The 19,439-nt window shown below is 73.2% G+C and carries 17 protein-coding genes and 1 pseudogene; 13 read left to right on the forward strand and 5 right to left on the reverse strand.

Going from position 1 to position 19,439, the window contains the following annotated elements:
- Positions 1-25: 25 nt before the first annotated feature.
- From H7344_RS14710 to H7344_RS14725, 4 genes are all read left to right on the forward strand, one after another.
- Complete coding sequence (locus H7344_RS14710; RefSeq protein ID WP_186346752.1) at positions 26-1,894, forward strand: Na+/H+ antiporter; 1,869 nt, start codon at positions 26-28, stop codon at positions 1,892-1,894.
- Between the two features lie 69 nt (positions 1,895-1,963).
- Entirely contained in the window at positions 1,964-2,977 is a 1,014-nt protein-coding gene (locus H7344_RS14715) for an extracellular solute-binding protein (protein ID WP_186346753.1), read from the forward strand.
- The gene (locus tag H7344_RS14720; protein WP_186346754.1) at positions 2,974-4,647 is read left to right on the forward strand and encodes an ABC transporter permease; all 1,674 of its coding nucleotides are present in this window, start codon (positions 2,974-2,976) and stop codon (positions 4,645-4,647) included. The genes H7344_RS14715 and H7344_RS14720 overlap by 4 nt, the downstream gene beginning before the upstream one ends.
- Entirely contained in the window at positions 4,644-5,738 is a 1,095-nt protein-coding gene (locus tag H7344_RS14725) for an ABC transporter ATP-binding protein (RefSeq protein ID WP_186346755.1), read from the forward strand. Before H7344_RS14720 ends, H7344_RS14725 begins: the two co-directional genes overlap by 4 nt.
- Here the strand turns inward: H7344_RS14725 and H7344_RS14730 are convergent.
- Genes H7344_RS14730 through H7344_RS14745 form a run of 4 tightly spaced genes read right to left on the reverse strand, consistent with a single transcriptional unit; the run spans position 5,630 to position 10,647 of the window.
- Entirely contained in the window at positions 5,630-8,281 is a 2,652-nt protein-coding gene (locus H7344_RS14730) for an AMP-binding protein (RefSeq protein WP_186346756.1), read from the reverse strand. The two genes, H7344_RS14725 and H7344_RS14730, sit on opposite strands and share 109 nt — an antisense overlap.
- Before the next feature lie 55 nt (positions 8,282-8,336).
- Positions 8,337-9,527 (reverse strand): cytochrome P450, encoded by a 1,191-nt coding sequence (locus H7344_RS14735; RefSeq protein ID WP_186346757.1) that lies wholly within the window; start codon positions 9,525-9,527, stop codon positions 8,337-8,339.
- Positions 9,524-10,021 (reverse strand): GNAT family N-acetyltransferase, encoded by a 498-nt coding sequence (locus H7344_RS14740; RefSeq protein ID WP_186346758.1) that lies wholly within the window; start codon positions 10,019-10,021, stop codon positions 9,524-9,526. Before H7344_RS14740 ends, H7344_RS14735 begins: the two co-directional genes overlap by 4 nt.
- The gene (locus H7344_RS14745) at positions 10,018-10,647 is read right to left on the reverse strand and encodes a LysE family transporter (RefSeq protein ID WP_186346759.1); all 630 of its coding nucleotides are present in this window, start codon (positions 10,645-10,647) and stop codon (positions 10,018-10,020) included. The genes H7344_RS14740 and H7344_RS14745 overlap by 4 nt, the downstream gene beginning before the upstream one ends.
- 56 nt (positions 10,648-10,703) lie before the next feature.
- Between H7344_RS14745 and H7344_RS14750 the strand changes: the two genes are divergently transcribed.
- The 3 genes and pseudogenes from H7344_RS14750 (at position 10,704) to H7344_RS20775 (ending at position 12,894) form a co-directional block, all read left to right on the forward strand.
- Positions 10,704-11,342: an MBL fold metallo-hydrolase gene (locus H7344_RS14750; RefSeq protein ID WP_186346760.1), complete on the forward strand. Its 639-nt coding sequence runs from the start codon at positions 10,704-10,706 to the stop codon at positions 11,340-11,342.
- A gap of 384 nt (positions 11,343-11,726) precedes the next feature.
- Positions 11,727-12,341 (forward strand): annotated as a pseudogene (locus H7344_RS14755) (DUF222 domain-containing protein); the annotation flags it as partial.
- A gap of 58 nt (positions 12,342-12,399) precedes the next feature.
- Positions 12,400-12,894, forward strand: a complete 495-nt coding sequence (locus tag H7344_RS20775) for an HNH endonuclease signature motif containing protein (RefSeq protein WP_229707174.1) — start codon at positions 12,400-12,402, stop codon at positions 12,892-12,894.
- Between the two features lie 287 nt (positions 12,895-13,181).
- Here the strand turns inward: H7344_RS20775 and H7344_RS14765 are convergent, their stop codons facing one another.
- Positions 13,182-14,468: an isochorismate synthase gene (locus H7344_RS14765; RefSeq protein WP_373286526.1), complete on the reverse strand. Its 1,287-nt coding sequence runs from the start codon at positions 14,466-14,468 to the stop codon at positions 13,182-13,184.
- A 140-nt stretch (positions 14,469-14,608) separates the two neighbouring features.
- Between H7344_RS14765 and H7344_RS14770 the strand changes: the two genes are divergently transcribed.
- The 6 genes from H7344_RS14770 (at position 14,609) to H7344_RS14795 (ending at position 19,357) form a co-directional block, all read left to right on the forward strand.
- Entirely contained in the window at positions 14,609-15,247 is a 639-nt protein-coding gene (locus H7344_RS14770; RefSeq protein ID WP_186346762.1) for a hypothetical protein, read from the forward strand.
- Between the two features lie 44 nt (positions 15,248-15,291).
- A complete protein-coding gene (locus H7344_RS14775; RefSeq protein ID WP_186346763.1) occupies positions 15,292-15,981 on the forward strand; it encodes a demethylmenaquinone methyltransferase in 690 nt (229 codons plus the stop codon).
- Between the two features lie 280 nt (positions 15,982-16,261).
- Positions 16,262-16,621: an NADH-quinone oxidoreductase subunit A gene (locus tag H7344_RS14780; RefSeq protein WP_166192994.1), complete on the forward strand. Its 360-nt coding sequence runs from the start codon at positions 16,262-16,264 to the stop codon at positions 16,619-16,621.
- Between the two features lie 15 nt (positions 16,622-16,636).
- Positions 16,637-17,191, forward strand: coding sequence for a NuoB/complex I 20 kDa subunit family protein (locus tag H7344_RS14785; RefSeq protein WP_186346764.1), 555 nt, complete (start codon positions 16,637-16,639; stop codon positions 17,189-17,191).
- Positions 17,188-17,928 carry an NADH-quinone oxidoreductase subunit C gene (locus tag H7344_RS14790; RefSeq protein ID WP_186346765.1) on the forward strand — a complete coding sequence of 247 codons (741 nt, stop codon included), beginning with the start codon at positions 17,188-17,190 and terminating at the stop codon, positions 17,926-17,928. The genes H7344_RS14785 and H7344_RS14790 overlap by 4 nt, the downstream gene beginning before the upstream one ends.
- 88 nt (positions 17,929-18,016) lie before the next feature.
- The gene (locus H7344_RS14795; RefSeq protein ID WP_186346766.1) at positions 18,017-19,357 is read left to right on the forward strand and encodes an NADH-quinone oxidoreductase subunit D; all 1,341 of its coding nucleotides are present in this window, start codon (positions 18,017-18,019) and stop codon (positions 19,355-19,357) included.
- Positions 19,358-19,439 lie beyond the last annotated feature (82 nt).

Below are 19,439 nucleotides of genomic sequence, written 5' to 3' on the forward strand. Positions count from 1 at the left end.
ACAGTCGGGGGAGCACAATGGCGCGGTGGACATCGCCCTGCTGCTGTGCGGCATCGCCGTGGCGGTCCTGGTGGGGACGTCGGTGGCCGAGAAGGTCCGCGTCCCCGCCCCGCTGCTGCTGACCGCGATCGGGGTCGCGGCGTCGTACGTCCCCTCGGTGCCTCAGGTCCACCTCGAGAGCGACGTCGTCCTCATGGGGTTGCTGCCGCCGCTGCTGTACGCCGCGGCGCAGTCGACGTCGCTGGTCGACTTCAACGCCAACCGGCGCCCGATCCTGCTGCTCTCGGTCGGCCTCGTGGTCTTCACCGCCGCCGGTGTGGGGGCGGCCGCGAAGCTGGTGCTGCCCGACCTGCCGTGGGCCGTCGCCCTCGCGCTGGGTGCTGTCGTCGCCCCGCCGGACGCCGTCGCCGCCACGGCGATCGGCCGGCGGATCGCCCTGCCGAGACGCGTCGTGACGATCCTCGAGGGCGAGTCGCTGCTCAACGACGCCACCGCGCTGGTCGCGCTGCGCACGGCCGTCGCGGTCGCGGCCGGCACCGGCCTCGACGCCTGGGGGATCACCCTCGACTTCGTGCTCGCCGCGGGCGGCGGGCTGCTGGTCGGCGGAGTGCTGTTCCTCGTCGTCGCGAAGGTGCGGCGGCTGGTGACCGACCCGGTGATCGACAGCGCGATGTCGCTTGTGGTGCCGTTCGTGGCGTACCTGACCGCCGAGGAGCTGCACGCCTCCGGCGTCCTCGCGGTCGTCGTCGCGGGGCTCCTGCTCGCGCACAAGGCACCGGTGCTGCAGAGCGCGCAGTCGCGGATCGCCGAGCGGCTCAACTGGCGCACGATCGCGTTCGTCCTGGAGAACACCGTCTTCCTGCTCATCGGCCTCCAGGCGAAGTGGATCGTCGAGGGCGCCGCCGCGAGCCCGATCGGCTGGGGCCGTGTCGTGGGGCTGTGCCTGGTGACGCTGGCCGCGGTGGTCGTGCTGCGGATGCTGTGGGTCTTCCCGACCCGCTACGGGCTGGTCCGCCCCGGGCCGGACCCCGACACAGGGCGGCCGCCGCCGTGGACCTACACCCTCATCCTCGGCTGGGCCGGCATGCGCGGGGTGGTCACGCTGGCGGCGGCGTTCGTGCTGCCCGAGGACACGCCGTACCGCGAGGTGCTGCTGCTCGCCGCCTTCACCGTCGTCGCCGGCACGCTGTTCGTGCAGGGGCTGACCCTGCCGTGGCTCGCCCGTCGCCTGCACGTGCCCGCCCCGGACCCGGCCGAGGACGCGCTCGCCCGCGCGACGCTGCTCCAGCAGGCGTCCAAGGCTGCGTTCGAGGAGCTGGACCGGCTGGAGTACGACGACGCGCACGGCGTCGTCGACCTGATCAGGCAGCGGATCGACCAGCGTAACTTCGCCGCCTGGGAGCGGCTGGCCACCGTGGCCGACGAGGAGAGCCCCAGCGACCTCTACGCCCGGGTGCGGATGGCGATGATCGAGGCCGAGCGGCGCCGGGTGCTGGAGATCCGCGGGTCCGGGTCGACCCCCTCCGACGTGGTGGCCGACGTGCTGGCGATGCTCGACGTGGAGGAGTCGATGCTGACCGTCGCGACCGCGGAGCGCGCCGAGCTGCGCGTCGTCCAGCGCGGGTCGCGGCGCACCGGCGAGGGGTGCGAGGACCTCGAGCGGCACCCGGCCGTGGAGACCGTGGAGGACCCGGCCTGCGAGGGCTGCCTCCGGGACGGGACCCGGTGGGTCGCGCTGCGTCAGTGCCTGGCCTGCGGGCACGTCGGCTGCTGTGACTCCTCACCCCACCAGCACGCCACCGAGCACTTCCACGACACCAGCCACCCGGTCATGCAGTCCGCCGAGCCCGGCGAGGACTGGCGCTGGTGCTACGTGCACCACACGACCGCGTGATGGGACATGGCGCGAGGTGAGGCTACCCTTACCCCGCTCTGCCCCGTCTCCTGCTCTTGAGGACCACCCATGCGCCGTCCGCTCGTCCTGCTCGCCGCCCTGCCGCTGCTCGCCACCTCCGCCTGCGGCTTCCTCGGCTCCGACGAGGAGGCCGACATCCAGGTCTACTCCGCCCGTCACTACGACCTCGAGCAGGCCTTCGAAGCCTTCACCGAGGAGACCGGGCTGACGGTGGAGTTCCTCAACGGCGACGACGACGAGCTGCTCGAGCGGCTCAAGGCCGAGGGGGAGGGCACCCCGGCCGACGTCTTCATCACCGTCGACGCGGGCATGCTGTGGAACGCCGCCGAGCAGGGCCAGCTCGCCCCGATGGACTCCCCGGTCCTCGAGGAGGCCGTGCCGGCGGACCTGCGCGACCCCGAGGGCCGTTGGGCGGGCCTGGCGATGCGGGCCCGGACCGTCGTCTACGACCCCGAGGCGGTCGACCCCTCCGAGCTCGACCCCACCGACACCTACGCGGCGCTCGGCGACCCCCGCTGGCGGGGCCGCGTCTGCATGCGCGACGAGACCGCGTCCTACACCCAGTCGCTGGTGGCGAGCCTGATCGACCTCCACGGGCGCGAGCGGGCCCAGGAGATCGTCGAGAGCTGGGTCGCCAACGACGTGCAGATCATGAGCAACGACGTCGAGCTCCTCGAGACGATCGACGCCGGCGGCTGCGACGCCGGCATCAGCAACCACTACTACCTCGCCCGGATGCTCGAGGAGGACCCGGACTTCGGCGTCGCCCTGTACTGGGCCAGCCAGGAGGGTGAGGGCGTCCACGTGAACATCTCCGGAGCCGGGGTCGTCGAGGGCTCCGACGCGCCGGAGGACGCGCAGCGGCTCATCGAGTGGCTCGCCACGGACGGCCAGAGCCAGTTCGTGGACGGCAACCACGAGTTCCCGGTCAACCCCGAGGTCGAGCCGGAGGAGCTCATCGCGGGGTTCGGTGACTTCGAGCGGATGCCGGTCGACGCGGCGGCGTACGGCTCGCTCAACGCGGAGGCCGTCGAGGTGCTCGACGAAGCCGGCTACCGGTGACCGTGCTCCTGGCCCGCCGCGTCGGCGGGGCAGGGCGACCGGGCTGGTCGCTGCTCGTCCTCCTGGTCGCAGCGGCGGTCGCGAGCCCCGTGGTCGGCGTCTCGGGCTACGCCGTCGCGCAGGGCGGCGTGCGGGCCCCCGGCGGCACCGGCGCGATGATCGTGACGACCGCGGTGCTGCTCGGCCTCGTCGCGGCCGGCACGGCCGTGCTCGGGACCGGGCTTGCGTGGCTGGTCACCGCCTACGACTTCCCGCTGCGCCGCACCCTGGGCTGGCTGCTGGTGCTCCCGCTCGCGATGCCCGCCTACATCCTCGGCTTCGTCTACCTCTCCACGTTCGACTACGCCGGGCCGGTGCAGACCTGGCTGCGGTCGGTCCTCGGCGACGACCTCGGGATCGGTGTGAGCGGGATACCGGTCCGGTCGATCGGTGGCGCCGCGGTGGTGCTGGTGCTCACGCTCTACCCCTACGTCTACCTGATGACGCGGGCGGCGCTCGCCGAGACCGCGCCGACGGCGCACGACGCGGCCCGAAGCCTGGGCGCCGGCCCGGGCCGAGCCTTCCGGACCGTGCTGCTCCCGCTGGTCAGGCCGTCGCTGGCCGCCGGCTTGGCCCTGGTGATGATGGAGACGCTGACCGACTTCGCCACCGTGCAGTACTTCGGCGTGCGGACGCTCTCCGTGGGGGTCTACCTCGCGTGGAAGGGGTCCTTCGACGTCGGCTCGGCGATCGCGGTCGCGATCCTGGTCCTCGTCGCGGCCGTCGTGGTGCTTGCGGTGGAGCGGCTGCTGCGCGGGCGCGCCCGCTACTCCCAGCGTGGCGGACGGGGACGCGGCCTCGCTGAGCGGCGGCTCACCGGCCTCCGCGCGGCGGCGGCGACCGGGACCGCGCTGCTGGTGGTCGCGCTCGCGTTCGGCCTGCCGGTCCTCCGCCTCGGCGCCTGGGCGGCGGCGGCCCTGGCGGACGACCCCGGCGCGCTGGTCGACGAGCGGTTCGTCGACCACCTCGGCTCGAGCGTCTCCGTGGCGGCCGTCGTCGCGGGCACGTGCGTGCTGGTGTCCCTGCTCATGGCGCACGCGCTGCGCCTGGGCGGCGGGCGGGTGGTGCGCGGCGCCGCGCAGGTCACGACGTTCGGGTACGCCGTGCCGGGCGCGGTGGTGGGCATCGGTGTGCTGGTGGTGTTCCAGGCCGCTAACGACGCGCTCGTGGCGCTCGGCGCGGAGGGCGGGACCGGGCTGCTCGCGACCGGCTCGGTCCTCGGCGTCCTGGCGGCGTACGTCGTCCGCTTCACCGGTCCGGCCTACCAGGCCGTCGACGCGAGCTTCTCGCGCGTCCCGCCCACGGTCACCCAGTCCGCCCTCGCCCTGGGCGCCGGGCCCACCCGGCTGCTCAGCCGCGTGCACCTCCCGCTGGTGCGCCCGGGCGTGGCGGTGGCGTTCACGCTGGTGGTGGTGGACGCCGTCAAGGAGCTGCCGCTGGTGCTGCTCCTGCGGCCGTTCGGGTTCACGACGCTGTCGGTGTGGGTCTACGAGCTGGCCTCGGAGAACTTCTGGGAGCGGGCGGCGCTGCCCGCCCTGCTGATCGTGGCCCTGGCCCTGGCGCTGGTGCCGGTGGCCCTGCTGAACCGGTCCTCGCGCCCGGTCGACCCGATGGCGCGGGTGGGCGGATGAGCGCCCCGGGTGCCGACGCGGCGCTGCGACTCGAGGGCGTCGACAAGCACTACGGCCGCGTGCACGCCGTGCGGGCGCTGGACCTGTCGCTCGCACCCGGGGAGGTGCTGACCGTCATCGGGCCGTCGGGGTGCGGCAAGTCGAGCCTGCTGCGCCTGGTGGCCGGGCTCGAGCGGCCCGACGCGGGACGGGTGAGCGTGGGCGGCGTGGTTGTGGCCGAGCAGCGGCGGTTCGTGCCTCCGGAGGCCCGCCACGTGGGGCTGGTGTTCCAGGACCATGCCCTCTTCCCACACCTCGATGTCGGCCGCAACGTGGCCTTCGGCCTCGCCGGTCTGCCGCGCGCCGAGCGCGCGGCACGCGTCGCCGAGGCGCTCGCGCTCGTCGGGTTGGGCCACCTGGCCGGACGGCACCCGCACGAGCTGTCCGGCGGCGAGCAGCAGCGCGTCGCGCTGGCGCGCGCGCTGGCCCCACGCCCGGCGGTGGTCCTGCTCGACGAGCCGTTCTCCAGCCTCGACGAGAACCTGCGCGCCCAGGTCCGCGGCGACACCCTGGCCGCCCTGCGCGAGACCGGCAGCGCAGCCGTGGTGGTCACCCACGACCAGGCCGAAGCGCTGTCCATGGCCGACCGGCTGGCGGTGATGCGTGCCGGCGTCGTGGAGCAGGTCGGTTCACCGGCCGAGGTCTACGAACGCCCGGTGAACCGCTTCGTCGCGACGTTCATGGGGGAGGCCGACTTCCTGCCCGCCCACGTCCACGACGCGCTCCTCACCTCGGAGATCGGTGCGGTCTCGACCGTGCCCGGCTGGGGCGGGGTCGACCTCGACGTGGAGGTCATGCTGCGGCCGCACGAGGTGGCGCTTGGCGTCGACCCGACCTCGACCAGCCGGGTCGAGCGCACGGAGTACCACGGGGGGTTCGTGCTGCACCACGTGCGGCTCGCGTCCGGGCGCGTGCTGCGCTCCTGGCAGCAGCACGGGGTGCGTCACCCGGTGGGCACGCCGGTCGCCGTCAGCGTGGTCCCCGGCGCCCGGCCGGTGCTGCTGTCCGGCGACGTCGCGATGACCGAGCCGCCCCCGGGCGCCGTGCGCTGAGGCTCCGGCCGCCGGGGCGCACGCAGACCGCTTCCCACCCGGCCGGCCGCGGCGGTGGTTGCCGTCCAGGCGTGCTGCGCCGCGATCCCGACCGCCAGCGACGCCAGCAGGGCCAGGAGGGGCCACCGGTCCTCGAGGTGGGGGTAGACCTGCCAATGGGTCAGGTAGGTCCACAGCGACGCGCCAGCCACGGTGCCGCACGCGCGGGCCACCGCGGACGGCAGGCGCACGGTCGGCACCCACACCAGGACGAGCAGGCCGACCACGACCGCCGCCTCGCGGGCGGGGTCGCCGAAGAACCCGGGCACCGTGGACGCCAGCAGCAGCGAGACGACCGCCCGGTGCTGCCAGGAGGTCGCGCGGGCCGCCGCCCAGCCCAGGGCGACCAGCCACACCACGACGTGCGCGCGGTGGATCTCGTCACCACCACGCAGGGACACCAGGTCGTAGCGGGTCGTCAGCGCCGCGACGGCGAGCGCGACCGGGAACCAGAACGGCCAGCGCCGCTCGAGCTGGTGCACCCCCGGCAGTGCTACGAGGACGGCCGTGGCGAGCAGGAGGGCGACGACCGCCTCGACGAACCACAGGTGCCACGCCGGCTCGGACCACGACGGCGGCCCGGCGACGCCGTTGAGGAGCAGCGCGGTGCGCCACGGGTACGCCCCGGCCACGATCGTCATGGTGCCGACCCAGACCACCGTCGGCACGGCGATCCGGGCCGTGCTGCGCAGCAGCCGTCGGGCGCGCTCGGACGCGGAGGCGCCGGTGAGGTGGAACCGGGCGAGGTTGAAGCCGACCAGCCCCAGCAACAGGTGAGCGCCGCCGGTCAGGTCGAGGAGGTTTCCGTGGGTGGCGACGATCGCGGTGATCGCCAGCGCCCGGAGCAGCACGCCCGTCTCGACCGACCGGTTGCGCGGTCGCGGCCGCCGTGCCGCGTCACCGTCGCGCCGCAGCGCCTCCAGCTCGCCGACGGGACGCGCGTGCCAGCCGGCCGGCAGCGAGCCCAGCAGCTCCTCCAGGCGCACCGTCATCTCGACGTACGACAGCGAGTCGCCGCCGAGGGAGGCGAAGGTGTCGCCGTCGTCGACCCGCTCGGCACCCAGCACCAGCGCGAAGGTGCCGCGGACGTCTTCGGGCGCCGGCGGCCGGGCGTCCGCCGCGAGCGCCAGGACGGCGCGGGTGTCGGGCTTGCCGCTGGCCAGTCGCGGGAGCTCGAGGACGACGACGACCCGGACGGCCGACGGCGGTAGGGACGTGATCGCCCGCACCTTCGCGCCGACCCGTGCCTCGAGCCGTCGGTCCTGCCCGGGTCGTCCCGCTCGCCCGGGCGGCTGCACGGCGACCACGAGCCGCTCGTCGTCTGAGGCGCAGCTGGCCACCAGCCCGTCGTCGGCGAGCAGGTGGTCCACCCGGTCGAGGTCGACGCGCAAGCCGTAGACCTTGGCGAACCTCGCGGCCCGTCCGACGACCTCGACCAGCCCCGCGTCGTCGATCCGGGCGAGGTCGCCGGTGCGGAGCTCGGCCACCTCGCGAGGCCGCGCCAGGTCGGCCGGTGTGGTGGCGTACCCGAGCATCACGTTGGGGCCCGCGTAGACGAGCTCCCCGACCCCGGTCGACGGGTCCGGCGCGTCGATGCGCAGCCGACCACCGGGCACGGCGACGCCGACGGCGCTCGGGTGCTCCAGGGCCAGGTCGGGTGGGAGGTACGCCATCCGGGCGGTGGCCTCGGTCTGCCCGTACATCACGAACAGGTCGAACCCCTGGCGCTGGCCGAGCTCGGCGTACCGGCACACCCGCTCGGGCGCCATCCGGCCGCCGGCCTGGGTGAGGTACCGCAGGGACGGCAGCGCCTCGGCGCCGAACCCCACCCGGTCGAGAAGCTCGAAGGTGTGCGGCACCCCCGAGAGGGAGGTGACCCGCTGCTCGCGCACGAGGTCCCAGAAGCAGGCGTCGACCACGGAGAGCGACGTCAGCACGACCCGGGCGCCGCGGACCAGGTGGCTGTGCAGGACCGAGAGGCCGTAGCAGTAGTGCAGGGGCAGCGTCGTCACGGCCACGTCGCTGTCGCGGACCGAGAGGTACTCCGCGATCGCCTCGGCGTTCGCCTGCACGCCCTCGGCGCCGAGCCGCACCAGCCGCGGGGAGCCGGTGGTCCCGGAGGTGGACAGCAGCAGCGCGAGGTCGGGGTGGAGGTCGTGCGCGCTGCGCTCGCGGCGTTCCTCGACCCGGCCGCCGCGCACCACGACGTCGGGGTCGTACGCCGCCACCAGCTCCGCCACGGACTCGTCCCGGTCCGCGGTCAGCAGGACCACGTGGCCGGCCGCCAGCGCTCCGAGGTGGGCCACCACGGTGCCCAGGTCGTTGCCGGCCGCCACCAGGACCAGCCGGCGGGTCCCGCCGAGAGCCCGGCCGACCTCGTCGACGCGCGCCGCCAGCGCGGCGTAGCTCAGGACGCGGGTGCCCTCGACGAGCGCCGGACGGTCGCCGAATCGGGCGAGGTCGGTCGCGAGGGCGACCCGTCGTGTCGGAGGACGGGAGAGCACCCACTGAGGATAGGCGAACCTAACCTTGCTGCGGGCATCGTACGAGACGCTGATCTCAGTGGCTCGGTGTGAACCGGATCGGGAAGGACAGCGCGCCGGTGTTGCCGGAGACCGGCAGCCACCGCCCCGGGCCGTCGGGGACGGCGTCGGGCATCCGGCGCGCCAGCAGCGGCAGCGCGACGGCCATGTCGGTGCGCGCGACGTAGTGGCCCAGGCAGTGGTGGATGCCTGCGCCGAAGCCGTGGTGCGGCGGCCGCTCGGCGGTGATGTCGAACGCCGGCTCCGGCACCGCGCGCGGATCCGTGCCGGCGCTGTGGGAGAGCACCTGCACGATGCCGCCGGCGGGGACGTGCAGGCCGTCGAGGTCGACGTCCTCGACCGCCTCGCGGGTCACCCAGGTGACGGTCGGGTTCACCCGCATGACCTCCTCGACCGCATTACGGCCCAGCTCGGGACGCTCGGCGAGCAGCCGCCACTGGTCGGGGTGCTGCAGCAGGGTCTGCACGGCCAGGCCGATCTGGTTGCGGGTGGTCTCCATGCCGGCGAAGGCCAGGAAGACGAGCGCCACGTCGAGCTCGCGGCGGCTGAGCCGCTCGGCGCCGTCCGCGCCCTGGCTGGCCTGCACGAGCGCGGTCACCAGGTCCTCGCGTGGGTGGGCCGCCCGGTCGGCGACGACCTCGTCGAGGTAGCCGGTCAGCCCCTCGATCGCCGCCTCGATCCGCGGCACCTGGTTGCCGACGTCGATCGAGAACGACGCGCCGAGGTCGTCGGCCCAGTGCGCCACCTGCTCCCAGTGGGACTCGTCGAGCCCGAGCAGCCGGCAGATGATCCGGGCGGCGTACGGCTCGGCGAGCTCGCTGATCAGCTCCACCTCGCCGCGTGGGGCGAACGCGTCGACGAGCTCCTCGGCGAGCTCCTGGAAGCCGGGCACCATCGCCTCGATCGAGCGCTTCTTGAACGCCGGGAGCATGAGCCGCCGGATCCGCGCGTGGTCGTCGCCCTCCAGGCTCAGCAGCGTCTCGCCCCACCAGTCGCTGAAGAGGCCGGAGTGGATGCCGTTCTGCTCCGGCCACCGGGCGTTGCCCTGGCGGAACCGCCGGTCGCGCAGCAGCGCCGACGCCTCGGCGTACCGCAGCACCGCCCAGCCCCACGTCGTCTCGACGTACCAGTCCTGCTCGCGGGCCGCGTGCACCTCCGCCGACGTGACGTCGAACGTCGGGTCGCCGAGGTCGAAGTGCCGCCTCACGGCCGCACCATGCGGATGTGGAGGCCCTCCTCGGCCTGCTCGAACGCGCCGTCGGGGTGGTAGCCGTGGTTCTCGTAGAACCGGATGGCGCGCTTGTTGGGCTCGAGGACCCACAGGTACGACGGCGCGCCGCCGATCGTCGCCTCGAACAGCAGGTGGCCCAGGCCGGTGCCCCACCAGTGCGCCCGCACGTAGAGCGCCAGCAGCGGCAGCCCCAGCTCGTCGGGCTCGCCCGCGCCGGCGAAGCCGACCAGGCCCTCGGGCGCCTCGGCCACCAGCGTGCGGTCGTGGAGCGCGACCATCTCGCGCCACACCTCGATCCGCTCGGCGAGGTGCTCCTCCCGGTCGGCGCGCACCTTCTCCGGCACCAGGTGCGCGTAGGACTCGTCCCAGGAGTCCACGTGCAGCTGTCCGAGCGCCTCGGCGTCGTCGAGGACGGCCGGGCGGATCGTCACGCCGTCCGCGTGGTCCTCGGGGTGGGGGGTGGAGCTCATCCGACCATCGTATGGAGGGCCAGCCCAGCGACCACGACCGCGGACCCCAGCCCGGTCAGCAGGCGGCCGTGCGGACCCGTCACCGCGCGGCCCAGCAGCGCGCCCCCGCCAGCGAGCAGCAGCTGCCACGACGCGCTCGCCACCAGCGCGGCCACCACGAACACCGTCCCCTCGGCCGCACCGTCGGTCAGGTCGCGGCCCAGCACGACGGCGGCGAAGTAGACCACCGTCGTCGGGTTCACCGCCGTGATCCCCACGAAGAGCGCGTACGCCGTGCGCGGGCGCAGCGGGACCACCTCAGGGTCGGCGCCGTCCCGCGCGCCAGGGCTTTGGAGAGCGGGGCGCAGGGCCCCTCGGGCCATCAGGGCCGCCACGACGAGCAGCACCAGGCCAGAGCCGGTGCGCAGGGCGTCCTGGGCGGGGGCGAGCAGCGCGGACAGGGCCGTCCCCGCGACGACCGCCAGCGCGGCGTACGCACCGTCGACGGAGGCGATCCCGAGTGCCGCCGCCGCGCCCGTGCGCCAGGAGGTCCGGGCGGTGAGCGCGACAAGGTACGCGCCGACCGCGCCGATCGGCACCGCGATCGCCCAGCCGGTGACCAGACCGGAGACGACGACCTCGCGCACGGCCCCGATGGTGAGGGCTATGGGCGTGCTCCCGCACGCGCTTTACGGTGGGCGTCATGCGGATCACCAAGCTCGGGCACGCCTGCGTACGGATCGAGCACGAGGGCACGACCGTCGTCCTGGACCCCGGTGGCTTCACCGCCCCGGACGCCGTCGACGGCGCCGACGCGGTGCTCGTCACCCACGAGCACCCCGACCACTACGTCGCCGACACGTTGCGCCGGGCGGACGCGCCCGTGCACACGATCGAGGGCGTCGCCGCGCACGTCCGCTCCGACGCTCCGGACCTGGTCGAGCGGCTGCAGGTCGTCGCGCCGGGGGAGTCGTTCACCGTCGGGTCCATCTCGGTGCGGGCCGTCGGCGAGCTGCACGCGGTGATCCACCCCGAGCTGCCGCGGATCACCAACTCCGGCTACCTGCTCGACCTCGGCGGCACGAAGGTCTTCCACCCCGGCGACGCGCTCACCGGCCCGGGCGAGCCGGTCGACCTGCTGCTCGTCCCCGTGTCCGCGCCGTGGCTCCGCGTCGCCGAGGCCATCGACTTCGCCCGCGAGGTCGGCGCCCCCCGCAACCTCGCCATCCACGACCGGGTCTACTCCGAGGCCGGCCTCGGCATCGTGGACGGCCACCTCCAGCGCTTCCTCGAGCCCGCCGGTCAGACCTACACCCGCCTCCCCGACGGCCACGACCTCTGACGCGCCCCTCCCGCTGGTCGAGCAGCGAGCCCTGGCGAGCGTCGACCAGACCCCTGGCAGCCGACCTTCGGCCTCGAGGCCGTGGGTGGTCGCGGTGAGAGCAGCGATGAGGGGAGGTACGCCGTTGCTCACGGCTGCTTCCCGGCTCACGGCGGGCGGCCGGTTGGGGAGGGTCGCCAGGCCCGTCTCGAAACGCGGCGGGAAACTCATCAGATGTGGCGTCCACATAGTGGCTGACCTGGGGAAACAGCGCCGTCACTGTCGGTGGTCGCTGCTTGAGTGGACCCATGGCCAAGGAGTTCCGACACAGTGCGCACCCGGTGTGGCGCGCGGTGGCGAAGCCCGCCCAAGAAGGTCACGGCTGCAGGTTCGCAGGTGTGGTCGATGTCGGATGACGAGGTCGCCGAGGCGCTCCTCGAGGCCACCCGGCTGCGTGCTCGCGTAGAGGCGCTCGAGCTGCGCCTCGCGGCCGAGGCCGACCGTCGCGCCGTCGGCGACAAGGTCGGTGCCACCGATACCGCGTCCTGGTGGAGCCACGAGACGAAGCAGGACCGGCCCGCAGCGAAGCGACGCATGCGGCTGGCCGAGTCCATCGACCGCCATTCACTCACCGCAGCCGCTGTGGCCGGGGGCGCGATCAGCGCTGACCACGCCCGGATCATCACCGAGTGCGTCGACCGGCTGCCCGACGACCTCGAGGACCCGACCATCCCCGAGCGCGCCGAGAAGCACCTCCTGACCGAGGCGCTGGACCTGGACCCGAAGTCGCTGGCGATCCTCGCCAAGCACGTCCTGACCGTCGTGGCACCCGAGATCGGCGAGGAGCGCGACGCCCGAGCGCTGGAGCGCGAGGAGCGCGAGGCACGCGCGAACGCGTGGCTGACGATGGCGCCGGACGGGAAGGGCAGCTACCGCGGGAAGTTCTCCATCCCGACCCTGCAGGGCGCGATGCTGAAGAAGATGCTGCTCGCGTTTGCGGCGCCGAAGCATCAGGCCAGCAAGAAAGCTGACGAGGACGCGCCGGAGGTCCTTGGAGCGCCGACCGTCATCGGAGCGGATGGGGGATGCGTTCTGCGAGCTCATCGAACGCCTGCCAGCGGACGAGCTGCCGAAGGTGGGCGGTCTCAACGCCTCCATCGTGGTGTCGATCGACTTCACCGGGCTGAAGAGCGGCGTCGGCCGGGCGGTCCTCGCGACCGGCGAACCCATCTCTGCCTCCCTGGCCCGGCGGATGGCGTGTGAGGCCGGCTTGATCCCCGCCGTGCTGGGTAGCCGGTCCGAGCTCCTCGACCTCGGCCGCACCGCCCGCCTGTTCAACGGCGCCCAACGCCTCGGCCTCGTCGTCACCCAACGGGTCTGCACCGTCCTCGGCTGCGACTGGCCCGCCCACCTCTGCCACGCCCACCACGACGACAGCTGGTTCTCCGGCGGCGAGACGAACTTCGACGAGGCAAGGCTGCTGTGTCCCCGCCACCACGCCCGCATCCACGACCCACGGTTCGAGACCACGATCCACCCCGACAACCAGGTCACCTTCCACATGCGGACCTAGATGTGATGACCAGGCACCTGCCCGCCGACCGCAACCCACCCGTCGCCCCCTTTGCCCACCGCAACCACAGCGGTCGACCTCAGTGCGCCGTGAGCCGGGAAGCAGCCGCGCCCAAGCGCCTCGACCACGACGGCGCGCAACCAGCCCTCTCCATGACTCTCCTTGCAGCGCACCACCCGCCGGCCGGACGACCACCGCGAGAGGACGACCACCGCGAGACCCTGCGCACCTCACTGGGTCTCGTCGACGCTCGCCAGGGTTCGCTGCTCGACCAGCGGGGGGAGTGGTCAGTCGGCGAGGGCGTCGCGGACGGGGACGAACTTGGCCTGCGACTCGGCGAGCTCGGACTCGGGATCGGAGTCGGCGACGACCCCGCAGCCGGCGAAGAGTCGGACGGTGTCGCCCTCGTGGAAGCCCGAGCGCAGGGCGATGCCCCACTCGCCGTCGCCGGAGGCGTCCATCCAGCCGACGGGGCCGGCGTACCGACCGCGGTCCATGCCCTCGATCCGCGCGATGAGCGCGGTCGCCTCGGGGGTGGGGGTGCCGCCGACGGCGGCGGAGGGGTGGAGCGCCTCGGCGAGCTGCAGCGAGGAGACGGTGGCGGCGTCGTGCACGACGCCGTTGACGTCGGTGGCCAGGTGCATGACGTTCGGCAGGTGCAGCACGAACGGCGCCTCGGGGACGTTCATCGATGAGCAGTGCGGCTCGAGCGCGTCGGCGACCGAGCGGACGGCGTACTCGTGCTCCTCGAGGTCCTTCGACGACCGCGCCAGCGTCGCGGCCAGCGCGAGGTCGCGCTCGTCGTCGCCGGTGCGGCGGATGGTGCCGGCCAGCACGCGCGAGGTGACCAGGCCGCGCTCGCGGCGCACCAGCATCTCGGGCGTCGCGCCGAACATCCCGTCGACGTGGAAGGTCCAGCACATCGGGTAGCCGCTCGCGAGCCGCCGCAGCGGCCAGCGCACGTCCAGGGGGTCGGCGGCGGTCGCGATCAGGTCGCGGGCGAGCACCACCTTCTCCAGCTCCCCGCCCGCGATCCGGGTGACGGCGTCGGCGACGACGGTCATCCAGCGCTCGCCGTCGAGCGCGCCGTCGGCGAAGGTCAGCCCGACGGGCGGAGGGGGTACGTCGCGGACGCGGACGTCCGCGTCGACCTCCGGTCCGTCGGCCGGCGAGACGGTGGTGACCCAGGTCCGGTCGCCGCGGCGACCGACGACGACCGACGGCACGACGAGCACCGAGTCACCGGGCTCGTCGGCGAAGGCGAACGTCCCGAAGGAGACCAGGCCGGTCCCCGGCTCCTGCACCTCGTCGACCACGTCCGTGCGGGCAACGGTCTCGCTCCACCACTTCGCGGCGTCGGCGAAGCGGGTGGGCCCCTGCGTCCGCAGCTCCGCGGCCACGCCCCAGCCGACGAGTCCCTCGCCGCGGCGCAGCCAGGTGACCGGCGCGTCCGCGGGGAGGAGGTCGAGCAGCGAGCTGCCCGGCGACGAGGGGGAGTCCGGCTCGATCGCCGTGGTCCGCGCGACCAGCCGGCCTGCGGACACCTGCTCGTCCGGAGCCGTACGGGTGGTCACCCGCCGAGCCTACCCGCGGGTCCGGCGCCGACCGCCGCCCAGGCGGACCCGCTCAGGAACGCCTCAGGGCGGCCGGTTAGCGTCCCGGGGGCGCCCGAGAGCGTCGCCCCGCCCCACCGCCAGCACCCAGGAGAACCCTCGTGAGCAGCCCCGCCACCCCGTCCGCCAAGTCCTCCGTGCTCGGCCTCGTCGCCGGCCTGGTGGTGCTCGCGCTGCTGGTGGTCTTCGCCGTCCTGCTGCCCAAGACGGTCGACGGCGACGCCGGCGCCGAGGAGCCGATCGGCCTGCCCGACACGCTGCCGGGCGGCTACACGGCCTCCGACCTGGACGAGGCGTTCGCCGAGCAGTACGACGCCGAGCAGGCCGGAGTCGTCGCCGACCGCGAGTCCGCGTCCCGCGAGCGCACCGACGAGGTGCTGGACGAGGTCTACGACTACGCGGCCGAGACCCGCGTCTACGCCAGCGAGGACCTGTCGACGGCCGTCTCCGTGCAGGCCTTCCGCGCCGCCGGCGGCGCGTTCGCGCCGGAGCGCATCAGCGAGGCCGACGCGGCCGCCGCCGGCGGGGCCACCCAGGAGCTGGTCCGCGAGGGCGACGCGGTGTGCATCGTGCAGCGCGCGGCGGCCGACCCCGCCGCCGGCGCCCCGCAGGGCGACACCCCGTCGTACGTCTCCTGCCAGCGCAGCGAGGACGACCTGACCGTCCAGGCGGCGGCCGGGGCGATGACGCCCGAGGACCTCGTGGCCCTCGTCGACGCCGCCTGGGACGCGGTCGCCTGAGCCGCGGGTACGCCGTGGGGACAGCGGCGCCGTAGGGTTCCGTCGTGGCCCGCGCAGAGCTCGACAAGCAGCCGACCGATGTCCGTCGGATGTTCGACGCGGTGGCGCGTCGCTACGACCTGACCAACGACGTCCTCTCGCTCGGGCAGGACCGCCGCTGGCGGCACGAGGTCATCGAGGCGGTCGACGCCGGCTGGGGCGACCTGGTGCTCGACCTGGCCGCCGGCACCGGCACCTCGAGCCAGCCCTTCGCGGACCGCGGCGCCACCGTCGTGCCGTGCGACTTCTCCCTCGGCATGCTCCGCGTCGGCAAGAAGGCGCGGCCGGCCCTGCCGTTCACCGCCGGTGACGGGACGCGGCTGCCGTTCGCCGACGACACCTTCGACGCGGTCACGATCTCCTTCGGCCTGCGCAACATCGTCGACCCGCTGGCCGGCCTGCGCGAGATGCGGCGGGTGACCAAGCCCGGCGGGCGCCTGGTGGTCTGCGAGTTCAGCCACCCCACGCACGCCGGCTTCCGCACCGTCTACCTCGAGTACCTGATGAAGGCGCTGCCGGCGATCGCCCGCACGGTCTCCTCGGCGCCGGACGCCTACGTCTACCTGGCGGAGTCCATCCGCGCCTGGCCGGACCAGCGCGGCCTGGCCGACCTCGTCGCCGAGGCCGGCTGGCAGCGCCCCGAGTGGCGCGACCTCTCCGCGGGCATCGTCGCCCTCCACCGCGCGTCGAAGTAGCCGCGCCGGCCCGTCTCCGGGCCACCCTCGCCCCGGCGTGTTCTCCACCACGCCGGGCGTGCACGCGCGCGTTCCCGCAGGTCAGGATGGGGATGCATATCGGCAACGTCCGCATGCCCTAAATGCCCAGGTCAGACCGGGTGCAGCCGGTTCCCACCCCCGGCGTGCGCCATCCCGGGACGAGTGGCACTATGTGTCCCGCACCACTTAGTGATTCGGTTCACAAGGTCACATGTGGGCGGAGAAGCGACGCTGATCGACGTTCCGAACAGGAGTGCCCGTGGAGCTGTACACACCGGTGCTGGCCCTCGTCGTGCTGGCCGGGCTGTTCGCGGTCGGCTCGGTCGCGATGAGCGCCCTGGTCGGGCCGAAGCGCTACAACCGCGCACGGCTCGACAGCTACGAGTGCGGCATCGAGCCCACCCCGCAGCCGATCGGCGGCGGGCGGTTCCCGGTGAAGTACTACACGGTCGCGATGACCTTCATCATCTTCGACGTCGAGATCATGTTCCTGGTCCCGTGGGCGGTCTACTTCGACCAGCTCCACTGGTTCGGCCTGGTCGCGGTCGTCCTCTTCCTCTTCAACATCACCATCGCCTACGCCTACGAGTGGCGCCGCGGTGGACTCGACTGGGACTGACCGAGGGGCTGCACGATGGGTATCGAAGAGAAGCTGCCGAGCGGCGTGCTGCTGACCACGGTCGAGGGCGTGGCCGGCTACATGCGCAAGGCGTCGTTCTGGCCGGCGACGTTCGGCCTCGCCTGCTGCGCCATCGAGATGATGACCAGTGGCGGCCCGAAGTACGACCTGGCGCGGTTCGGTATGGAGGTCTTCCGGGCCAGCCCCCGCCAAGCCGACCTGATGATCGTGGCCGGCCGGGTGAGCCAGAAGATGGCGCCGGTCCTGCGCCAGATCTACGACCAGATGCCCGAGCCGAAGTGGGTGCTGGCGATGGGCGTGTGCGCCTCGAGCGGCGGCATGTTCAACAACTACGCGATCGTCCAGGGCGTCGACCACGTCGTGCCCGTCGACATGTACCTCCCCGGCTGCCCGCCGCGCCCGGAGATGCTCATCGACGCGATCCTCAAGCTCCACGACCAGGTGCAGCAGACCAAGCTCGGCCCGAACCGTGCCGCCGAGGTCGAGGAGCGGGAGAACGCCGCGCTGCAGGCGCTGCCCACCTCCGAGATGAAGGGGCTGCTGCGATGAGCGGTGACGAGCCCGGCAAGGCGCCCGACCAGCGCGCGGTCGACGAGTCCCCGGAGAACGCGCCCGCCACGCTCGACCCCGAGGTGCGCGCCGTCGGCGCCCGCCACGGCATGTTCGGGACCAAGGGGTCCGGCGACACCAGCGGGTACGGCGGTCTGGTGCAGCCGGTGGTGTACCCCGGCCTCGCCCGTCGCCCGCTCGACGGCTGGCACGAGGAGGTCGCGTCCGCGCTCGACGCGGCCCTCGCCGCCGCCGGCGTGTCCGACGCGGTCGAGGGGATCGTCGTCCACCGCGGCGAGATCACCTTCCACGTCCGCCGCGACGGGCTGCCCGCGGTCGCCCGCGCGCTGCGCGACGACCCGTCGCTGCGTTTCGAGGTGCTCAGCGGTGTCAGCGGCGTGCACTACCCGGATGACAAGGACCGCGAGCTGCACGCGGTCTACCACCTGCTGTCGATGACGTGGAACCGCCGGATCCGCGTCGAGGTGGCCGTCCCCGACGCCGACCCGCACCTGCCGTCGGTCGTGGCGACGTACCCCACCGCCGACTGGCACGAGCGCGAGACCTACGACATGTTTGGCCTGGTCTTCGACGGCCACCCCGCGCTCACGCGCATCCTCATGCCCGACGACTGGCCGGGCCGCCCCCAGCGCAAGGACTACCCGCTGGGCGGCATCCCCGTGGAGTACAAGGGCGGCACCGTCCCGCCGCCCGACCAGCGACGGAGCTACAACTGATGTCACCCCACGACGTTCTCGACCTCCCCCGCTTCGCTCCTCCGGCCGACAACGCCGCGGGGACCCCGACGTCTCGGAGTGATCAGTCATGACCGCTGACCAGGACATGTACGCGAGCTCGACCGAGACCACCGAGGGCCGGGTCTTCACCGTCTCCGGCCAGGACTGGGACCAGATCGCCGAGGGCCTCGCCGAGGACGACAGCGACCGGATCGTCGTCAACATGGGCCCCCAGCACCCGTCGACCCACGGCGTGCTGCGGCTGATCCTCGAGCTCGAGGGCGAGACGGTGACCGAGGCCCGCTGCGGCATCGGTTACCTCCACACCGGCATCGAGAAGAACATGGAGTTCCGCTCCTGGGTCCAGGGCGTCACGTTCTGCACCCGGATGGACTACCTCTCCCCGTTCTTCAACGAGGCGACCTACTCCCTGGGCGTCGAGCGGCTGCTGGACATCGAGGACCAGGTCCCTGAGAAGGCCGACGTCATGCGGGTGCTCCTCATGGAGCTCAACCGCATCTCCTCCCACCTCGTCGCGATCGCGACCGGCGGCATGGAGATCGGCGCGCTGACCGTGATGACGGTCGGGTTCCGCGAGCGCGAGCTGGTGCTGGACCTCTTCGAGCTGATCACCGGCCTGCGGATGAACCACGCGTTCATCCGCCCCGGCGGCGTCGCCCAGGACCTCCCGCCCGGTGCGCTGGACGAGATCCGCGCGTTCGTGGCGCTCATGCGCAAGCGCCTGCCGGAGTACGCCGCGCTGTGCAACGCCAACCCGATCTTCAAGGCCCGTCTCGAGAACGTCGGCACGCTCGACCTCGAGGGCTGCGTCGCGCTCGGCCTGACCGGCCCCGTGCTGCGCAGCACCGGGTACCCCTGGGACCTGCGCAAGTCCGAGCCGTACTGCGGCTACGAGACCTACGACTTCGACGTGCAGACCTGGGACACCGCCGACTCCTACGGCCGCTTCCGCATCCGTCTCAACGAGATGTGGGAGTCGCTGAAGATCGTCGAGCAGGCCGCGGACCGGCTCGCCGGGCTCGAGGGCGCGCCGGTGATGATCGAGGACAAGAAGATCGGCTGGCCCAGCCAGCTGGCCATCGGCAGCGACGGCATGGGCAACTCCCTCGACCACATCCGCCACATCATGGGCGAGTCGATGGAGGCGCTGATCCACCACTTCAAGCTGGTGACCGAGGGCTTCCGGGTCCCGGCCGGCCAGGCCTACGTCCCGGTGGAGTCGCCCCGCGGCGAGCTCGGCGCCCACGTCGTCTCCGACGGGGGCACACGCCCCTTCCGCGCGCACTTCCGCGACCCGTCGTTCACGAACCTGCAGGCGACCAGCGTGATGAGCGAGGGCGGGATGATCTCCGACGTCATCGTCGCGATCGCCTCCATCGACCCCGTCATGGGAGGTGTCGACCGATGATCTCCACCCCACGAAGTTCTTCGCTCCTCCGCTTCGCTCCCCCGCGAACAACTCCGCGGGGGCCCCGAAAGGTCGATGGTTG

This window comes from Nocardioides deserti (genome assembly GCF_014266025.1).
Taxonomy (GTDB): domain Bacteria; phylum Actinomycetota; class Actinomycetes; order Propionibacteriales; family Nocardioidaceae; genus Nocardioides; species Nocardioides deserti.

Excerpts from the sequence above, each read along its gene's own strand:
- H7344_RS14715 (WP_186346753.1), top strand. The coding sequence starts at position 1,964 with ATGCGCCGTCCGCTCGTCCTGCTCGCCGCCCTGCCGCTGCTCGCCACC.
- H7344_RS14750 (WP_186346760.1), top strand. The coding sequence starts at position 10,704 with ATGCGGATCACCAAGCTCGGGCACGCCTGCGTACGGATCGAGCACGAG.
- H7344_RS14740 (WP_186346758.1), bottom strand. The coding sequence starts at position 10,021 with ATGAGCTCCACCCCCCACCCCGAGGACCACGCGGACGGCGTGACGATC.
- H7344_RS14785 (WP_186346764.1), top strand. The coding sequence starts at position 16,637 with ATGGGTATCGAAGAGAAGCTGCCGAGCGGCGTGCTGCTGACCACGGTC.
- H7344_RS14725 (WP_186346755.1), top strand. The coding sequence starts at position 4,644 with ATGAGCGCCCCGGGTGCCGACGCGGCGCTGCGACTCGAGGGCGTCGAC.
- H7344_RS14795 (WP_186346766.1), top strand. The coding sequence starts at position 18,017 with ATGACCGCTGACCAGGACATGTACGCGAGCTCGACCGAGACCACCGAG.
- H7344_RS20775 (WP_229707174.1), top strand. The coding sequence starts at position 12,400 with ATGGGGGATGCGTTCTGCGAGCTCATCGAACGCCTGCCAGCGGACGAG.
- H7344_RS14790 (WP_186346765.1), top strand. The coding sequence starts at position 17,188 with ATGAGCGGTGACGAGCCCGGCAAGGCGCCCGACCAGCGCGCGGTCGAC.